14 protein-coding genes are annotated in these 15,991 nt (G+C 49.1%); 9 read left to right on the top strand and 5 right to left on the bottom strand.

All coding sequences use genetic code 11. The features are described from left to right. Window positions 1-87: 87 nt before the first annotated feature. The 5 genes from AC4QZR_RS10105 (at window position 88) to AC4QZR_RS10085 (ending at window position 5,334) form a co-directional block, all read left to right on the top strand. The gene (locus AC4QZR_RS10105) at window positions 88-957 is read left to right on the top strand and encodes an EF-hand domain-containing protein (protein ID WP_494480801.1); all 870 of its coding nucleotides are present in this window, start codon (window positions 88-90) and stop codon (window positions 955-957) included. 380 nt (window positions 958-1,337) lie between these two features. Further along, window positions 1,338-1,589: a hypothetical protein gene (locus tag AC4QZR_RS10100; protein ID WP_494480800.1), complete on the top strand. Its 252-nt coding sequence runs from the start codon at window positions 1,338-1,340 to the stop codon at window positions 1,587-1,589. 84 nt (window positions 1,590-1,673) lie between these two features. Then, a complete protein-coding gene (locus AC4QZR_RS10095) occupies window positions 1,674-3,182 on the top strand; it encodes a sensor histidine kinase (RefSeq protein ID WP_494480799.1) in 1,509 nt (502 codons plus the stop codon). 209 nt (window positions 3,183-3,391) lie between these two features. Continuing rightward, complete coding sequence (locus AC4QZR_RS10090) at window positions 3,392-4,453, top strand: serine hydrolase domain-containing protein (protein ID WP_494480798.1); 1,062 nt, start codon at window positions 3,392-3,394, stop codon at window positions 4,451-4,453. A 197-nt stretch (window positions 4,454-4,650) separates the two neighbouring features. After that, the gene (locus AC4QZR_RS10085) at window positions 4,651-5,334 is read left to right on the top strand and encodes a LytR/AlgR family response regulator transcription factor (RefSeq protein ID WP_494480797.1); all 684 of its coding nucleotides are present in this window, start codon (window positions 4,651-4,653) and stop codon (window positions 5,332-5,334) included. Window positions 5,335-5,651: 317 nt separating this feature from the next. Here AC4QZR_RS10085 and purL read toward each other — a convergent pair whose 3' ends face one another. The 3 genes from purL to AC4QZR_RS10070 form a co-directional block, all read right to left on the bottom strand. Beyond that, on the bottom strand, window positions 5,652-9,335 hold the full coding sequence (purL, locus tag AC4QZR_RS10080; RefSeq protein WP_494480796.1) for a phosphoribosylformylglycinamidine synthase: 3,684 nt from the start codon (window positions 9,333-9,335) through the stop codon (window positions 5,652-5,654). Between the two features lie 294 nt (window positions 9,336-9,629). Continuing rightward, window positions 9,630-10,100: a YehS family protein gene (locus tag AC4QZR_RS10075; RefSeq protein ID WP_494480795.1), complete on the bottom strand. Its 471-nt coding sequence runs from the start codon at window positions 10,098-10,100 to the stop codon at window positions 9,630-9,632. A gap of 108 nt (window positions 10,101-10,208) precedes the next feature. Next, window positions 10,209-10,664 carry a DUF3997 domain-containing protein gene (locus AC4QZR_RS10070; RefSeq protein ID WP_494480794.1) on the bottom strand — a complete coding sequence of 152 codons (456 nt, stop codon included), beginning with the start codon at window positions 10,662-10,664 and terminating at the stop codon, window positions 10,209-10,211. A 192-nt stretch (window positions 10,665-10,856) separates the two neighbouring features. Between AC4QZR_RS10070 and mug the strand changes: the two genes are divergently transcribed. Further along, window positions 10,857-11,420 carry a G/U mismatch-specific DNA glycosylase gene (gene mug, locus AC4QZR_RS10065; protein WP_494480793.1) on the top strand — a complete coding sequence of 188 codons (564 nt, stop codon included), beginning with the start codon at window positions 10,857-10,859 and terminating at the stop codon, window positions 11,418-11,420. Between the two features lie 197 nt (window positions 11,421-11,617). On the opposite strand, the gene AC4QZR_RS10060 is transcribed toward mug, so the two are convergent. Further along, window positions 11,618-12,013 (bottom strand): hypothetical protein, encoded by a 396-nt coding sequence (locus AC4QZR_RS10060; RefSeq protein WP_494480792.1) that lies wholly within the window; start codon window positions 12,011-12,013, stop codon window positions 11,618-11,620. 64 nt (window positions 12,014-12,077) lie between these two features. Then, entirely contained in the window at window positions 12,078-12,536 is a 459-nt protein-coding gene (locus tag AC4QZR_RS10055; protein ID WP_494480791.1) for a DoxX family protein, read from the bottom strand. Between the two features lie 161 nt (window positions 12,537-12,697). Here AC4QZR_RS10055 and AC4QZR_RS10050 point away from each other — a divergent pair, with 161 nt between their 5' ends. The 3 genes from AC4QZR_RS10050 to AC4QZR_RS10040 all read left to right on the top strand — a co-directional run bounded on the left by AC4QZR_RS10050 (window position 12,698) and on the right by AC4QZR_RS10040 (window position 15,963). Then, complete coding sequence (locus AC4QZR_RS10050; protein ID WP_494480790.1) at window positions 12,698-13,300, top strand: TetR/AcrR family transcriptional regulator; 603 nt, start codon at window positions 12,698-12,700, stop codon at window positions 13,298-13,300. A 164-nt stretch (window positions 13,301-13,464) separates the two neighbouring features. Beyond that, complete coding sequence (locus tag AC4QZR_RS10045) at window positions 13,465-14,799, top strand: TolC family protein (protein WP_494480789.1); 1,335 nt, start codon at window positions 13,465-13,467, stop codon at window positions 14,797-14,799. An 18-nt stretch (window positions 14,800-14,817) separates the two neighbouring features. Next, window positions 14,818-15,963 (top strand): efflux RND transporter periplasmic adaptor subunit, encoded by a 1,146-nt coding sequence (locus AC4QZR_RS10040; protein ID WP_494480788.1) that lies wholly within the window; start codon window positions 14,818-14,820, stop codon window positions 15,961-15,963. Window positions 15,964-15,991 lie beyond the last annotated feature (28 nt).

Here is a 15,991-nt window from a genome sequence, read left to right as displayed (position 1 = left end):
AATCTATTCATATTCCACTACAGCCACTCCTATGGGCTGATTCCGCACTGTCGTGTTTGTCTATCTTTCCTTTTGAAACCGATGGCTATGGCGAAAATTTATAAACTCTTCTTTTTGCTTCTTTTGTGCGCGCTGGTATCCTGCGGTGATGACGATAATCCGAGCCCCAATACAAATAATAATTTACCTGACACAGAAAAACCCAAAATCAAACTTCTTTCTCCGGAAGCAAACTCGAATCATCTGGTCATCAACCTTGTTTCCATTCGTGTCAGGCTTTCAGACAACGATGCTTTGAAAAACGTAAGTGCCTGGTTGGTTAGTGCCGATGGGCAAAAGCACGAAGTGATGGAACTGTTTCCGTTTACAGATGTCCTGAGAAATACAGAATTCAATACCTCTTTTTATCCGCGCGACATGCCGTCCGGAACTTACAAGTTGGTTTCAGAGACAAAGGACAGGCAAAATAACGTAGCCAGAGATTCCGTCACGATCACAGTAGAAGCACCAGACATTGACAAAACAGCATTTGCCAAAGCCTTTGAAAACAATACCTTTTATCACTATCTCGATTGGGGCTGGTTTCCGGTTGACTTTACTAACGGTATCCAATTTAATGAGACACAGCTCAGCAATGGCCTCTATATGATGTTGAGCTTAGATGACAATATTAAGAAAGATGAGTGGGAGAAGTTTGTGAAAGACTTCAGATTCGAAAAGCAAAACTGGGCCACCTGGGACGCAGACACGAATGGTGACTTGGATTATGATGAATTCCACAAAGGAATAAGCAAGCTCGGTTTATTTAAAAAGTGGAACCTGGACAATAGTCAACTGGTAAGCGAAGCGGAGTTCGCGATGGGAATTTTTGACAGCTGGGATCGAAACAGCAATAACTTACTGAGTAAAGATGAGTACTTCGATACGTTCTTTACCTACCTGGCGCTGCGTTACTGAAAATTTTATGTGATTCTACTAAAGCCAGTTTAACCTGACAGTTGCTTTGTAAATCATCTCCATGGTTTGCCCGGCTCTGATCCGGATAAAGCCCAAGGTATACACCTGAAAACCTGTTGCTAATAGAACCGCCCACGAACCTGAGCGGTTTTTTTATTAGTACTCCATGCACCCTGCTGAAATGTCCTTTTCATAGCCCGGAGAGTCTGGCTAGCAATTGGAGTCCAACGCGGGCGCAGATCCATATTTTGTTCGGTTTATCACATCTTTCCGGTGGTTCATCACTTTTAGTTGAAGTCCGGATTTCTGTTCGCTAATCTTATACCTGTTAAGGCCTTGGTAAGCAGTTGGCCAGGTATAGGCAGGTTAAGAAAACAGAAATGATAGAATTAGCGATCGGAAACATCTCCAAAACCTATCCGAACCGGGTGCAAGCCCTGAGAGGTATCAATCGGATGATACTGCTCGGTTTGTGTTTCTTGCTGGCCTCAAACGACGGGCTGAAGCACATGCTGATGCGCGTACTGGCCACGCTGTACGAACCGGACAAGGGTCAGTTCTTTTTCGAAGACAGCGATGTGGTAGCGCAATTATCTCATTTGCTGCAATTTATACTCGATACCATGTTCTAGCCCCTTCCGTCACAAAATCAGCCGCTTTCATCACATTTTTTGTTTATACTCAACCCTTTCATTTATCATTGTTTTATGAATGACATGACATTAGACAACAACATCGCAAAACCGCTCCAAACCACTAAGATAGAGTTCTGGGTGGCCACTGCGATCTTCGTTTTTTCGATCTTTGCGCTTTCCACGACGCATGGGCCCAATCGATGGGATTTTGAGGACGCAGGGGTAGACTATCGTTTTTATAAGCACCATTTCTGGCCGCAACTCATACGCTACACCCTGCTATACCTGGGTTTCCTGCTGCTCAATTTCCGGATCATACCCAAGCTGATGCAGAAGGAGCGTGTGCCCCTATATTCCTTGATGCTGCTGGGCCTGTACCTAACCTACGGCTTCGTGTCGGGTGTGCTCGACACCTACACCAAAAGCTACCTGATAAACTGGTATTATCCAGGAGAGCAGGACTATGACCTGATTTTCCAGGACAGCTTCCGCCATACCCTGTTTCTGTTGCTGCTGGTGGGGATCTATACCTTTATCAAATACAGCGGGCTATACCTGCTGTCCAATGCCACGGTTATCTCGGCCAGGTACCGGTTTATTAACCGGGAAACGCTGACAGTCTTTATTATCTGGATGGTGAGCGTGTTTTTGATGATGGTGTTCAACATCGGCGATAATGAGACCGCCTTGTGGGCGATAATTTCTCTGAATGCGATAGTCCTGTATCTTGTTTCGTTTCATTACCTGATACCAGCAGCCCGCAAGGCAAAGCGGCAATTCCTGGCTTACCAGGCCCGGGTGCTGCTGATACAGGTATTGGCGTATGTTCCTGTTTCCCTGCTGCTGATGGTTATCGTGCAAAGTGAAGACTCCGCGTTCGAAATCAGCTTTGTGAACTCCCTTTTCCAATTTCTGGTAACCGGCCCCATTACCTGGCAGATCTACAAGCGCCAGTTGGCAGGCAAAGAAGAGGTGTATGTGCTCAAAAAAGAACTGGGCAATTCGGCCGCTAACCTGGATTTTCTGCGCTCGCAGATCAACCCTCACTTTTTGTTTAACGCTCTGAACACCCTCTACGGAACAGCCCTGCAGGAGAACAGCGAACGTACTGCGCAAGGTATACAGATGCTGGGCGACATGATGCGCTTTATGCTGCACGAAAACCACCAGCAGAAAATTCTGCTCTCGCGCGAGATCGAGTACATGCGCAACTACATTGACCTGCAGCTGCTGCGCACCTCGGCCTCACCCAACATCTCGATCGAGACCAAGATTGACGATGTAGTAGGGGACCATTACATTGCGCCCATGCTGCTGATCCCTTTCATTGAAAATGCCTTCAAGCACGGCATCAGTCTCAAGCATAGGTCCTGGATCCGGATAAGTCTGCACAGCGAGCAGAATAAGATCTTTTTTGACGTGTATAACAGCAAGCAGAAGAAATCTGAGCAGGACCCGGAGAAAGACGCCTCAGGTATAGGTCTGATCAACGTAAGACAGCGACTCAATCTCCTGTACCCGGAGCGGCATGAACTGATCATCCGCGATACGCCGGAAGAGTTTTTTGTGCACCTCACACTGCAATTGTAAGTACAGCGCAAGGACAAAAGAGGTTTGGACAAAGGATTAAAGAGCTTTAGGTTTTAAAACATTTATAATCAGAGTTTTATGTAGTTTCTTGAGACTTGGGCCACTTTATTGTAATTCTGTATTTTTAGTCTATTTGAAGTCCTTTGTCCATTGTCAAAATTTCCTTTGTCCGACTAGTAAAACATATCATCCATCAAAAAATCAGCATCATGAAAATACTAGTATTCTTTTGCGGTTTTCTATTTGTCGCCACAAGCTTATCTGCGCAGGTGTTCGAGACAAAAAAAATGGACAGCTTATTTTTCTTGTTAGAAAAATATGACAAAGCAATGGGTAGTCTATCGGTCTATCATAAGGGTGAAAGTGTGTATCAAAAATCAATTGGCTACGCCGATGTAGATAAAAAAATAAAAGCAACGGCTCACACGAAATACAGGACTGGATCTGTTTCCAAAATGTTCACTGCTACGCTTGTCATGCAGCTAGTTGAAGAAGGCAAATTATCTTTAGAGACCAAGCTGGCTGCCTTTTACCCCGAATTGCCGAACGCAGATGAAACAACCATTCAGCAACTCCTGCAGCACAAAAGTGGTCTTTTTGATATTATAAAAACCCCAAATTTTAACGAGTGGATGGTAGAAAAAAGGAGTAAGGACGAATTGTTGATCAAAATCAAAGAAAACGGCAGTGTATTCTCTCCTGGGGAAAAAAGAGACTATTCCAATACGAATTATATCATACTATCATTCATTCTTGAAGATATTGAAAATAAGGATTTCGGTAAAATTCTGGAAAGGCGGATCCTCAAACCCCTTAAGCTAAAAAATACTTATTACGGGGAGAATAACCCTAAAAAATTCGTGTCAATTTCCTACGAAAAGAAAGATGGCGTGTGGGAAAAACCTATTCATATTGACTTAAGCATTCCCCGTGGAGCGGCAGGGATAATTTCAACTCCAGAAGATCTCAACAAGTTTATGAACGGTCTTTTTGATGGAAAATTAGTATCTGAAAATTCCCTTGCGATAATGAAGGAAGAACCTGGGATTGGAATGTACCCTATTCCTATTTTACAGGAGGAAAAAATGATTGGCCACATGGGAGGTATGGACGCATTTAAATCCCTTCTGGTTTATATGCCTCACCAAGACATGACTTTTGCATACACCTTTAATGGGGTTGATTATGCTTATAAAGAAATTGTGATGGGGATCTTTCATATTTTATTAAACAAGGAATACGCTTTGCCAAAATTGGAATCTGTAAATTAAGGGTTGAAGAGCAGAACAGAAGAAACGGGGTACGACAGGTCTGCTCCTGGATCCACAGCTTCAAGGTACTGCTGATTAAATCTGGATAAAAGCCTGTCATAGGATGGCGATTTATTTACTGGCTTTCGCAGTGCTTTTTATCAAAAGAATAAGTAAAATAAAATACCCTCAAACAGGTCTACACTAAAAAAATAGATATGCGCGCAATAGCAATAGACGACGAACCGATGGCCCTGGAAGTGGTGCGCGCGCACGCTGCCAAAGTACCTTACCTAGAACTGGTAGGCTGCTTTACGGATGCCTTCAAGGCCCTGGAGTTCCTGCAGAACGAGCCGGTCGACCTGCTGCTCCTGGACATCAAAATGCCCGATATTTCCGGATTGGAGTTCGTAACCAGTCTGCCCAAGAAGCCAATGGTCATTTTCACAACAGCCTACTCGGAGCACGCTGTCACGAGCTTTGAGCTGGATGCAGTGGACTACCTGCTGAAGCCCTTTTCATTGCCCAGGTTTGTGAAGGCCTGCAACAAGGCTCAGGAACTGCTGCAGTTGCGCGGCACCTCGGCTACGTCAGCAACAGTTAAAGATTATATCTTCCTGAAAACAGGTTACGAGCAGGTGAAGGTACACTACGACGAGATCCTATACCTGGAGGCGGCGGGCAACTACGTGACCTTTGTGCTGGAAGGCAAAAAGCTGCTTTCGCGCATGACGATACAGGAACTGAGCGAGCAACTACCAGCCGATAGCTTTGTACGCGTGCACCGCTCATACATCGTAGCCAAAAAGCAGATCGATAAAATAGAGCGCCACCAGGTATGCATCAAAGGAAATGAAGTGCCGGTGGGGGCTTCCTACATGCAGCAGTTGCAGGGGATTTGATAACGATACCTGGGGTGATGCAGTTTTATTCCAGGAGATTCTCCCCTTGAGGGGAGCGCAGAGGGGTGTTTACATCTGTGATTATTCACCAGTATCTGAGAACACAAGTATTACACTCCTTAGTCATACACCCCTATAATCCCCTCAAGGGGATAATCCTTGGGGATAATCCTTTTCCCTAAGGGTAATGCTTTTTCCATTGGGCACTGTAGGCGTATACCTGCATCAGCCTTGCTTAAGAAAAGCTGTGAACACAAAAAAGGCGCTCCGGAATTAACCGGAGCGCCTTTCATTTTTCAGGACTGTTATACCTGGCTTTAGTTGCCGTTCGCTTCCAGCCATTTCCTGGCGTTCACGAAAGCTTCCATCCATGGCGATACCTCGTCGTGGCGGCCTTTCGGGTAGTGCGCCCACTGCCACTGCAGGAGCGAACGTTCGATGTGTGGCATCATCACCAGGTGACGACCTGTTTCATCGCAGATCATGGCGGTGTTGTAGTCAGAGCCGTTCGGGCAGGCCGGGTAGGTTTCGTAGGCGTACTTCGAAACGATCTGGTACTTGTCCTCAGTGTGTGGCAGACTGAAGCGACCTTCGCCGTGCGACACCCAAACACCCAAGGTGGAACCGGCCAGGCTCGAAAGCATCACCGATTTGTTTTCCTGGATGGTCAGGGAAGTGAAGATACTCTCGTGCTTCTGGCTCACGTTGTGCAGCATGCGTGCCTTCTGGTCATGCCCCATCGTGATGAAACCGAGCTCCACGAAAAGCTGGCAGCCGTTGCATATACCTACCGAAAGCGTGTCTTCGCGCTTGAAGAAGTTCTCGATGGCATTCTTCGCTTTCTCGTTGTACATAAAGGCACCCGCCCATCCTTTGGCAGAGCCCAGTACGTCGGAGTTGGAGAAACCACCCACAGCGCCGATGAAGCGGATGTCTTCCAAGGTTTCTCTTCCGGAGATCAGGTCGGTCATGTGCACGTCCTTCACGTCGAAACCGGCCAGGTACATGGCATTGGCCATTTCACGCTCCGAGTTGCTTCCTTTTTCGCGGATGATGGCCGCCTTGATTCTTGGCTTGGAGCTGTCGATCGCTGGCTTTTTGCCGTCAAATCCTGCCGGGAAGGTATAGGTGAGCTCGTGCTTCTTGTAGTTCTCGAATCGCTCCCGGGCGCTGTGCGGACCGCTTTGCTTGATATCGAGCAGGTATGAGGTCTTGAACCAGGTATCCCGCAGCTGCGCGATATCGAAGGTATAGGCATCGTTTCCGTTCTTCAGTTCCAGCGTGGCAGAAGAGGTCGCTGTACCTATTTTATGGAAAGGAACACCATTAGCTTTCAGTGTTTCTTCTACGTCTGCCGAAGCCTGGAATACCACCCCAATGTTTTCGGCAAACAGCACTTTGATGCTGTCCGCTTCGCCGAGCGATGTCAGGTCAATGGAGGCACCCAGGTTGTTGTCTGCGAAACACATTTCTAATAGCGTCGTGATCAGACCGCCACTGCCAATATCATGGCCTGCGGCAATCTTGTCTTCTTTGATCAGCTGCTGCAGGGTGTTGAAAGCATTCTTGAACAGAGAAGCGTCTGTGATATCTGGCGTTTCGTTTCCGATCTTGTTCAGGACCTGCGCGAAAGAAGAACCGCCTAGCTTAAATCTGTCGTTGGATAGGTTGATGTAGTAAATGTTGCCGCCATTGTGCTGCAACACCGGCTCTACCACCTGGCGCACGTTGCTGCAGTTGCCGGCTGCTGAAATGATCACTGTGCCCGGCGCAATCACGTCTTCGTCCTTATACTTCTGCTTCATGGAAAGCGAGTCCTTGCCTGTCGGGATGTTGATGCCCAGGGCAATCGCGAACTCAGAGCAGGCTTCTACTGCTTTGTAGAGACGGGCGTCTTCTCCCTCATTCTTGGAAGCCCACATCCAGTTGGCAGAAAGCGAAACACTTTGCAAGCCGTCTTTCATAGGAGCCCAAACGATGTTGGAAAGTGATTCTCCAATGGCATTGCGGCTGCCCGCTGCCGGATCGATCAGGGCCGAGATCGGGGCGTGGCCTACCGAAGTGGCTATACCTTCCTTACCCTGGAAATCCAGCGCCATCACACCGCAGTTATTGAGTGGCAATTGCAGCGGACCAGCGCACTGCTGTTTCGCTACACGGCCACCCACACAACGGTCTACTTTATTCGTGAGCCAGTCTTTACAGGCCACGGCTTCGAGTTGCAGCACCTGCTCGAGGTAGGTATGCAGCTGGCTTTGATCGTAGGTCACCGGCTGGTATTCTCTGGCAACTGTCTTGTCGTTCATCACCACTTTAGGCGAGCTGCCGAACATGTCACTCAGCTCCAGGTCCATCGGTTTTTCACCTGTGGAGCCTGACTGGAATGTAAAGCGGTGATCGCCGGTCACGTCGCCTACCGTATACATCGGGGCACGTTCGCGCTCGGCTATTTTCTGAAGTGTCTCAATATCTTTTTCACCAATCACCAGACCCATACGCTCCTGCGACTCGTTGCCGATGATCTCTTTGGCGGAAAGGGTAGGATCGCCAACCGGTAGTTTGTCGAGGTCGATTTTGCCGCCTGTTTCTTCCACCAGTTCGGAAAGGCAGTTTAAGTGTCCGCCGGCACCGTGGTCGTGGATCGAAACGATCGGGTTGTGCTCGCCTTCCACCATACCACGAATGGCATTGGCAGCGCGTTTCTGCATTTCAGGGTTCGAGCGCTGGATCGCGTTCAGTTCTATACCTGTGCCGTGCTCGCCGGTGTCGGCAGAGGAAACAGCAGCGCCGCCCATACCGATGCGGTAGTTCTCACCACCCAGGATCACGATTTTATCACCTGTTTTCGGGTGTCCTTTTTGTGCCTGGCTTGCTTTGCCGTAGCCAACGCCACCTGCCAGCATGATCACTTTGTCGTAGCCCAGTTTGCGTGGCGTTTCCAGCAGATCAGCTTTCTCGTCATGCTCGAAAGTGAGCACAGAACCCGTGATGAGCGGCTGACCGAACTTGTTCCCGAAATCCGTGGCTCCGTTCGAAGCTTTGATCAGGATATCCATTGGCGTCTGGTAGAGCCACTTTCTTTCCTGTGTCGCCTGTTCCCACGGACGGTCTTTTTCGAGACGGGAAAGGGCGGTCATATACACAGCCGTTCCAGCCAATGGCAGGGCACCCTGGCCACCGGCCAGTCGGTCGCGGATCTCACCACCCGAGCCGGTTGCGGCGCCGTTGAAAGGCTCCACCGTAGTCGGGAAGTTGTGCGTTTCTGCTTTGATGGAGATAACCGATTCGAAGTCAGTTACCTGGTAGTAGTCAGGCATATCGGCACGTTTTGGGGCAAACTGCTGCACCACCGGCCCTTTTACAAAGGCTACGTTATCTTTGTAAGCCGAAACGATATCGTTCGGGTTCTTTTCGGATGTTTTGCGGATCAGCTTGAAAAGCGAGCTTTCTTTCTCTTCGCCATCGATCACAAACTTGCCATTGAAGATCTTGTGGCGGCAGTGCTCGGAGTTCACCTGCGAGAAGCCGAAAACTTCGGAATCGGTCAGCGGTCTGCCCAGTCTTTCGGAAAGTTGGTTTAAGTAATCCACTTCCTCTTCGCTCAGCGACAGTCCTTCCTGTTTGTTATAGGCAGCGATATCCTCTACAGGCTGCACAGGCTCCGGCTGTATGTTGATGGTGTAGATTTCCTGATCCAGGCTCTTATACCTTTGGGAAAGCATCGGGTCGAAATCCGTGAAATCCTCCGCCACTGTTTTAAACTCTTCGATGCGGATAATGCCTTCGATGCCCATGTTCTGCGTGATCTCCACCGCGTTGGTACTCCATGGGGTGATCATAGCGGCACGAGGACCAACAAAAAAGCCACTCAGCACAGTTTCCTGCTTTAGAGTGGCGTTGCCGAATAACCATTCCAGTTTTTGAATGTCTGTAGCGTTTAGTTCCCGCTCGGTTTGTACGGCGTAAACTGTATCGGGCTGACTAAAAAAGAAGTGAAGCATGCTTAGTTATTTTTCTATACGCAAAGATACGGTTCAAATTTAGATAATTGGGCAGGAAAGGGCCAAGATTAGCGGCATTTCTATTGTAATTGTCTGGTTGGTGCTGGTTGTGGGCGTGCACTAACCAAGGACAAGGTGTGGTGAGAAGAGCTTCCTGAATGCTGCTCATTTATATGTAAAATTCCTTGTAAGCCAATTTTCGGCCAAATTAAGTATATTTTTTCGAGAAGAGTAGGGGAGAACTGGGTTAGGCTTCTACTAAGCTTTGTGCATTTTGCGAGTTTTAAAACTACCTTATTTACCTGATTCGGGTTGGTGCTTTAGTTGCAAGCCGTGTAGGAAGTTGCGCAGAATCTGGTCTTGGAGCGGGCGGTAATGCTGGTGGTCGGGTTTGCGAAAAAAGGCGCTGAGTTCGTGCTTGCTTAAACGGAATTTTACCAGTTCCAGAATATCCAGGATGTCTTCGTCTATCAGGTTCAGGGCAATTTTGAGCTTACGAAGTATGATGTTGTTATTCAGTTTATTTTCGGGCTTAGGTTGCTCGCCTTCCTTTTTGCCACGTTTCTCGTTTATAAAACCATTGAGAAAAGCTGCCAGGTGCAGGTCGCTCATTTCCTTAAACCCGGGCTCATCTTCCTTTTTCATCCACTCGATGATTTCTGCGCGGGTTACCTGCTCCCCCCCAGACTTAAAAAGCTCCATCAGCTCAGCGTCATTAAAATCAAATGTATAGCGGAGCCGGCGTAAAATATCGTTGTTGTTCATGTTTATACATTGAATGATTTCTTTATAAATGCCGCCATAACGGGTTGGTGCAGAAGAAGCCCGAAGCGTAGCAAGGGTTAAAGCTGCACTTTGTTGGCGGCAGTCGTTTTATTCGTTTTTAAGTTTTAGATTTTTTGACACGTTTAAATTAATACGTTGCTCAGAATATTGAATTTTATTGTAAGGTCCATATACATTTGAATACCTAGCCATTTGAATTGTTGAGTCATATGAATAACTGCTGTGCTCCTTCTTGTTAATAATCCAATATTGCCTGAATACATTTTTATCAGATGCAATCTCTTTCCTGTCATTATCTGAGTAGTAAAAAGAATTCATCACAGGCAAGCTGTCAGGTGGTGACTGTGCAACAATTACGAAAGTTGAATCTGCTGCATAGTCCAGTATATATTCCGAAATTATAAGAGTATTTTGATTATTCGCTACGGCAGTGGTATAGCCTCCTTCACCAACAATCTTATACCCTTCTCCTAACTCTGGATACCCTTCTGAACAGCTAAATAAAACAAAGCAAATAAGTAAGGTTATAATGGATGTTTTCATGTTTTATATTACCGCCAACTATAGTATAGCAGGAATACTACTCCTGCTATACTCCAAATATAGCAGATAAACGGAATAACACACCCACTTCAGCAAATTACCTGCCTGCCAACTTTATTCATCCTAGACCAACCCATGCTATACCTATCCCAGGATATAACTGCAATCACCAAGCCTCAGTAAAGAACAGGTATGCAACCTCAAAAACGAAGACCTACCAAAGAAGAACTGGCGGCGGCAAACGGGAGAACCTTGCCTGATATCGTAGCGCCCAACCTCAAAGTCCTTTTCTGCGGCATCAATCCGGGACTTTACACGGCTGTTGTCGGGCATCACTTTGCGCGTCCGGGCAACCGCTTCTGGCCAACCCTGCATGCAGCAGGTTTCACGCCCCGGCTATACCTGCCCGAGGAAGAAAGCGAGCTGCTGGACCTGGGTTTCGGAATCACTAACGTTGTGGACAGGGCCACGGCAAATGCCGCTGAGTTGTCAGCCGTGGAGTTGAAAGAAGGAGCAGCAAAGCTAGAGGAGAAAGTAATCGGGTACCAGCCGCAGGTGCTGGCTTTGCTGGGTATATCCGCCTACCGCGTGGCTTTCGGGAAAGCAACTGCAGGTATAGGTATACAGGAACAGACCATCGGGAACACGAAGCTGTGGGTATTGCCTAACCCTAGCGGCTTGAACGCGCATTTCCCGCCCCGGAAGCTTTCCGAGGTATACCAGGAATTCCGGCTCTTTGTCGAAACGTTGGAGTAGAAAAGCCTAATCTTTTGGCTATACCTTAGAGAGGCAGGTATAACTGTTTAATCCAGTTAGTGTCAGATAGGAAGTATCAGCTTCTGCGATGGCTATTAGTCTTTTTAATGGAATAAATTCATTCTCTTCCAGTCATTACTACGCATGGTCAGGTAAAAGCGAAGGTGAGAATTGCAGTACTACAAAGCTAAAGGAGTTCAGTGCTCCTGCTTGGGAAGTTGCCACGTTAATATAAGAATGATAATAGCTGCAACAGCTGTAGCCGGTTGTAACCAAGACGTGTATCCTATGATAGCAACCTGTATCGCGATCCAAAGCAGCAGGATTATACCGTAGCTATAAGCTATCATACCTGCCAGGCGGTGTCTTCTAAACAGAGCAATAGCAGTAACAAGAGCATAGCCTCCAATAATAAAAAAGAGGAATAGGCTTGGAATAAAATAGTCCTGAAAGGGACTGCCCTCTAACCATTCAGTGGGAATATCTTCTGCTCCCGACAAGCCGTAATACCCGCCGCCAAATGCGTTCAATGCTACTATAAGGAGCAATATCCCTAAGGCGTAGCGAACGAAATTTCCTGATGATCTAACCATTCTAAGGCTTGTTTCCAATAGCATGGGCATTGATATTTTTCAGCAAGTCAAACCTGCTTCAAGCCTAAGCTTCTACCCCCGATCGCTTTGGTCGCAGCACCTTATTATCGATGGAGTAACGGCCGGGACCTTTGATCATAAAGAACAGGATAAGGGCCGTGACGATCAGGGTCATGATCAGCTCGGAGTCACCCAGGAGAGCGCCCCGCTGCGGGTCCACGACCAGCAGCGCACCAAGCAGGATCGGAATCTGGCAGAGCAGCGCCAGGCGCGTGAGCATCCCGAAAGCGATCATCAGGCCGCCCACTACATGCACCAGGCTGGTGAGAAAGTGCGCCTTGCCAGTCGGAAGCACGTCCTGGCTGGAAGTGAGGAGGAAGAAAACGTCGGTGGTGTGCTCCAGAAACAGTATCCCTTTTACAAATAGGAACAGGCCGAGGAGGATTCTAAGTCCGTCCATCCAGACCGGGTTGTTGGCGCTGTTGATACGGGGGCTGTGGCGGAATTCGTGTGTAAGAGCCATGGCTGTATGATTTAATTAAAAAATGCGCTATAGCTATATTTACGTTTCCGCATGCAATCCCGTTTATTTACCATGCTTTCGGAGTCGTTTGGCCAGAAAATTCTGCTTTTCGACGGAAATGCTTTCACAATTGTAGCTACAACCGTAGCTTTGCAAACCGAATGAACATTCAATTGGAGGTTGTGTCTATGGAGCAGATGTCGGATAAGAAGAGGGCCATATTCAAAAGCACGATGGAGCTGGTCCGGGAAAACGGCTTCCATGGTACGCCTATGAGCATGGTGGCCAAGCATGCGGGGGTGGCTGCGGGCACGATCTACCACTACTTCGAGAGCAAGGAACATTTGCTCCGTGAGTTGTTTAACTATGCGCAGCAGCAGGCGGTTGCCGTGGTGGAGCGGGAGAGTTCCGCTACTATACCTTTCAAGGAGTGCTTTTTTAAGCTCTGGACCGGGCTCTATACCTTTTACCGCGACAACCAGGATTTGCTGAGGTTTTTCGAGCAGTTTGTGAACTCGCCATACCACACCACTATGCCGCCACTTGCGGAAGACAGGTTCTATACCTTGCTGTTCGCCTTTTTTGAGCGCGGCATACAAGAGGGGGAGTTGAAAAAAGTAAGCCCCAAGATTCTGGCCACGCTCACCCATAGCAGTATCATCTCGATGGCCAAAATGACGGCCAGTGGCCGACTCCACTTCGACAGAAAAGAGCTGCAGCAGATACAGCAGTTGCTCTGGGATGGAATTGCCCTTGGTCGTTAGCGACTGCTCCCAAGGCAAAAAAATGCAAGCCTATTAATGTTTAAACAATAACTACAAGCGCCAAGATGAAACATGAAAGAAAAAACTAAAGCTGCAGAATTACCATCGGTTGCCACATCTGCACGTTTAATACTCATCTAAAAAGCTGAACACCAAACGCATACATGAAATTAAAGCTATATTTTAAACATTTGCTGATTGCCTCCCTGCTGGTGCCGGGCACTCTGTTCGCACAGGACAGCAAGAATGTGGCCACAACAGATAGCCTGACGCTGGAGCAGGTTGTGAACTACGCGCTGGAGAACACGGCGGCCATGGAGCAGGCGCTGATCGACGAACAGATCGGCGAAAGGGAGATCAGGGCCAGCCTGTCGGGATGGTTTCCGCAGATCAGTGCCAATTTCGGGGGTACTTACAACATCAAGCGGCAGCAGCAGCCAATCGGGGGGGAGATCATCACCTTCGGACAGAAATACAACTCCAACATAGCGCTGCAGGCCACCCAAAGCATTTTTGACAACAACCTGTTTCTGGCTTCCAAAGCTTCCCGCTCCCAAAAATTACTACTGGACCAGCAAGTGACCGATACCCGCATCAACACAGTGGTAGAGGTGAGCAAGGCCTACTACAATGTGCTGCTCACCAAGGAGCAACTGCGCATTCTGGACCAGAACATTTCGCGCCAGGAAAAGCAGTACAATGACGCCCGCAGTCGCTACGAGGTTGGCATCGTTGACAAGACCGACTACCAGCGAGCTGCCATAACCTTGGCCAACATCCGGTCAGACCGCAAGCGGGTGCAGGAGAGCATAAAAGCCAGCCTGGCCTACCTGAAGCAGCTGATGGGCTATCCGGTGGAGCAGGAGCTGAACCTGACTTACAATTATGGTCGCATGGAGCAGGAGGTGCAGGTAGACACCACCGAATTGATCGCCTTCGACAAAAGGGTGGAACTGCAGCAATTGCAGACACAGCGCGAGCTGCTGAAGCTGAACACGGCCTACAACCGCTGGAGCTTCCTGCCGACTGTGTCCGCTTTTGCCAACTACAACCTCCTGTACTTCAACAACGAGTTTGCTAACCTTTATAATCAGCACTTCCCCAACTCGTCGGTCGGTATACAGGCGTCTCTCCCGATCTTTCAGGGTACCAGAAGGCTGCAAAACCTGAAGATCGCGCAGCTGCAGGAAGACCGGCTGGACGTGCAGATCGAAGACACGCGCAGGGCCATCAACACCGAGTACCAGACGGCACTGGCCAACTACAAAGGCGACTACACAGAGTGGCGCACGGTGCAGCAGAACCTGGTGATGGCCGAAGAGGTGTACGAGATCATCAAGCTGCAGTATGACGAGGGCGTGAAGGCCTACGTGGACCTGATCGTGGCCGAAACCGAACTGCGCACTACGCAACTCAATTACTACAATGCCCTTTACAGCGTGCTCTCAAGCAAGCTAGACCTGCAGCGAGCCCTTGGAAACATAGACATCAACCGATAACATCAGAGAATCAGGACAATGAAAAATAAGTACACCTGGCTGTTTGCAGCCATCATCAGCCCAACTATGCTTGTGTCTTGCGGCGGTGACGATGCCGGACAGCAGCAGATGAACCCGATGGCCATGGCCGTTCCGGTGAACACGATTCAGGTTAAACAGCAAAGCGTGACCGGCCGCGATACCTATCCGGCAACGGTAGTACCGCTGCAGGAGGTAGAGTTGCGCCCGCAGGTAGCGGGCTATATCACCAACATCTTTGTGCAGGACGGGCAACGCGTCAAAAAGGGGCAGAAGCTCTACGAAATAGACCAGAACAAATACCAGGCAGGTATACAGCAGGCGCAGGCCAGTCTGCAGAGCGCCAAGGCTAACCTGGCCCGCGCCGAGAAGGACCTAGAGCGCTACGAGCGCCTGGCTGAACGCGATGCCATTGCCCGCCAGCAGGTGGACTACGCCCGCACCGAAGTGCAGACCGCCCGCGCCCAGGTGTCTGCTGCGCAGGCACAGGTAAGCAGCGCGTCCACCGACCTGAGCTACTCGGTCATCAATGCGCCCTTCAGCGGAACCATTGGCATCTCGCAGGTAAGGGTAGGGGCGCAGGTATCGCCGGGACAACCTTTGCTGAACACCATTTCCTCTTCTGACCCGATAGCAGTTGACATTGTGATCAACGAAGGCGAGCTCGCCCGCTTCAACAACCTGCAGCAGGGCAAGCAGCCTGACTCGCTTTTCACTATCCGCTTTAACAACGGCGAGCGCTACGAGCACAACGGCAAGCTGGTCGCCATCGACAGGGCCATCGGCCGCCGCTCAGGCACCACAACGGTGCGCGTGCAATTCCCGAACCCGGACGAAAGGCTGATTCCGGGTATGACCGTGAGCCTGAATGTGCTGAACCAGGACCTGGGTGATCAGATTGTGATCCCGTCCAAGGCGGTGACAGAGCAATTGGGTGAGTATTACGTGTATGTGGTGCAGGGCGACTCCGTGGTGCAGCAGAACGTGCAGCTGGGCTCACGCGTGGACGGCAGCATTGTCGTGCGGGAAGGCCTGAAAGAAGGGCAGCAGATCGTGACCGAAGGTATACAGCGCCTGCGCCAGGGGGCCAAAGTACAGCTGGGCGGACCTGAGCAAGGCAAGCCACAGGCAGGAGCCGCAAGATAATTGGAAACAGGTCTTTCAGTAGATTAAG

This window comes from Pontibacter sp. YIM B11418 (assembly GCF_059278805.1).
Note: the sequence above shows the minus strand (reverse complement) of the source record. Positions and strands in the feature narration are given on the sequence as shown.

Bases quoted from the DNA above. Each gene is read 5' to 3' on its own strand.
- AC4QZR_RS10105 (WP_494480801.1), top strand. From the start codon at position 88: ATGGCGAAAATTTATAAACTCTTCTTTTTGCTTCTTTTGTGCGCGCTG.
- AC4QZR_RS10100 (WP_494480800.1), top strand. From the start codon at position 1,338: ATGATAGAATTAGCGATCGGAAACATCTCCAAAACCTATCCGAACCGG.
- AC4QZR_RS10095 (WP_494480799.1), top strand. From the start codon at position 1,674: ATGACATTAGACAACAACATCGCAAAACCGCTCCAAACCACTAAGATA.
- AC4QZR_RS10090 (WP_494480798.1), top strand. From the start codon at position 3,392: ATGAAAATACTAGTATTCTTTTGCGGTTTTCTATTTGTCGCCACAAGC.
- AC4QZR_RS10085 (WP_494480797.1), top strand. From the start codon at position 4,651: ATGCGCGCAATAGCAATAGACGACGAACCGATGGCCCTGGAAGTGGTG.
- purL (WP_494480796.1), bottom strand. From the start codon at position 9,335: ATGCTTCACTTCTTTTTTAGTCAGCCCGATACAGTTTACGCCGTACAA.
- AC4QZR_RS10075 (WP_494480795.1), bottom strand. From the start codon at position 10,100: ATGAACAACAACGATATTTTACGCCGGCTCCGCTATACATTTGATTTT.
- AC4QZR_RS10070 (WP_494480794.1), bottom strand. From the start codon at position 10,664: ATGAAAACATCCATTATAACCTTACTTATTTGCTTTGTTTTATTTAGC.
- mug (WP_494480793.1), top strand. From the start codon at position 10,857: ATGCAACCTCAAAAACGAAGACCTACCAAAGAAGAACTGGCGGCGGCA.
- AC4QZR_RS10060 (WP_494480792.1), bottom strand. From the start codon at position 12,013: ATGGTTAGATCATCAGGAAATTTCGTTCGCTACGCCTTAGGGATATTG.
- AC4QZR_RS10055 (WP_494480791.1), bottom strand. From the start codon at position 12,536: ATGGCTCTTACACACGAATTCCGCCACAGCCCCCGTATCAACAGCGCC.
- AC4QZR_RS10050 (WP_494480790.1), top strand. From the start codon at position 12,698: ATGAACATTCAATTGGAGGTTGTGTCTATGGAGCAGATGTCGGATAAG.
- AC4QZR_RS10045 (WP_494480789.1), top strand. From the start codon at position 13,465: ATGAAATTAAAGCTATATTTTAAACATTTGCTGATTGCCTCCCTGCTG.
- AC4QZR_RS10040 (WP_494480788.1), top strand. From the start codon at position 14,818: ATGAAAAATAAGTACACCTGGCTGTTTGCAGCCATCATCAGCCCAACT.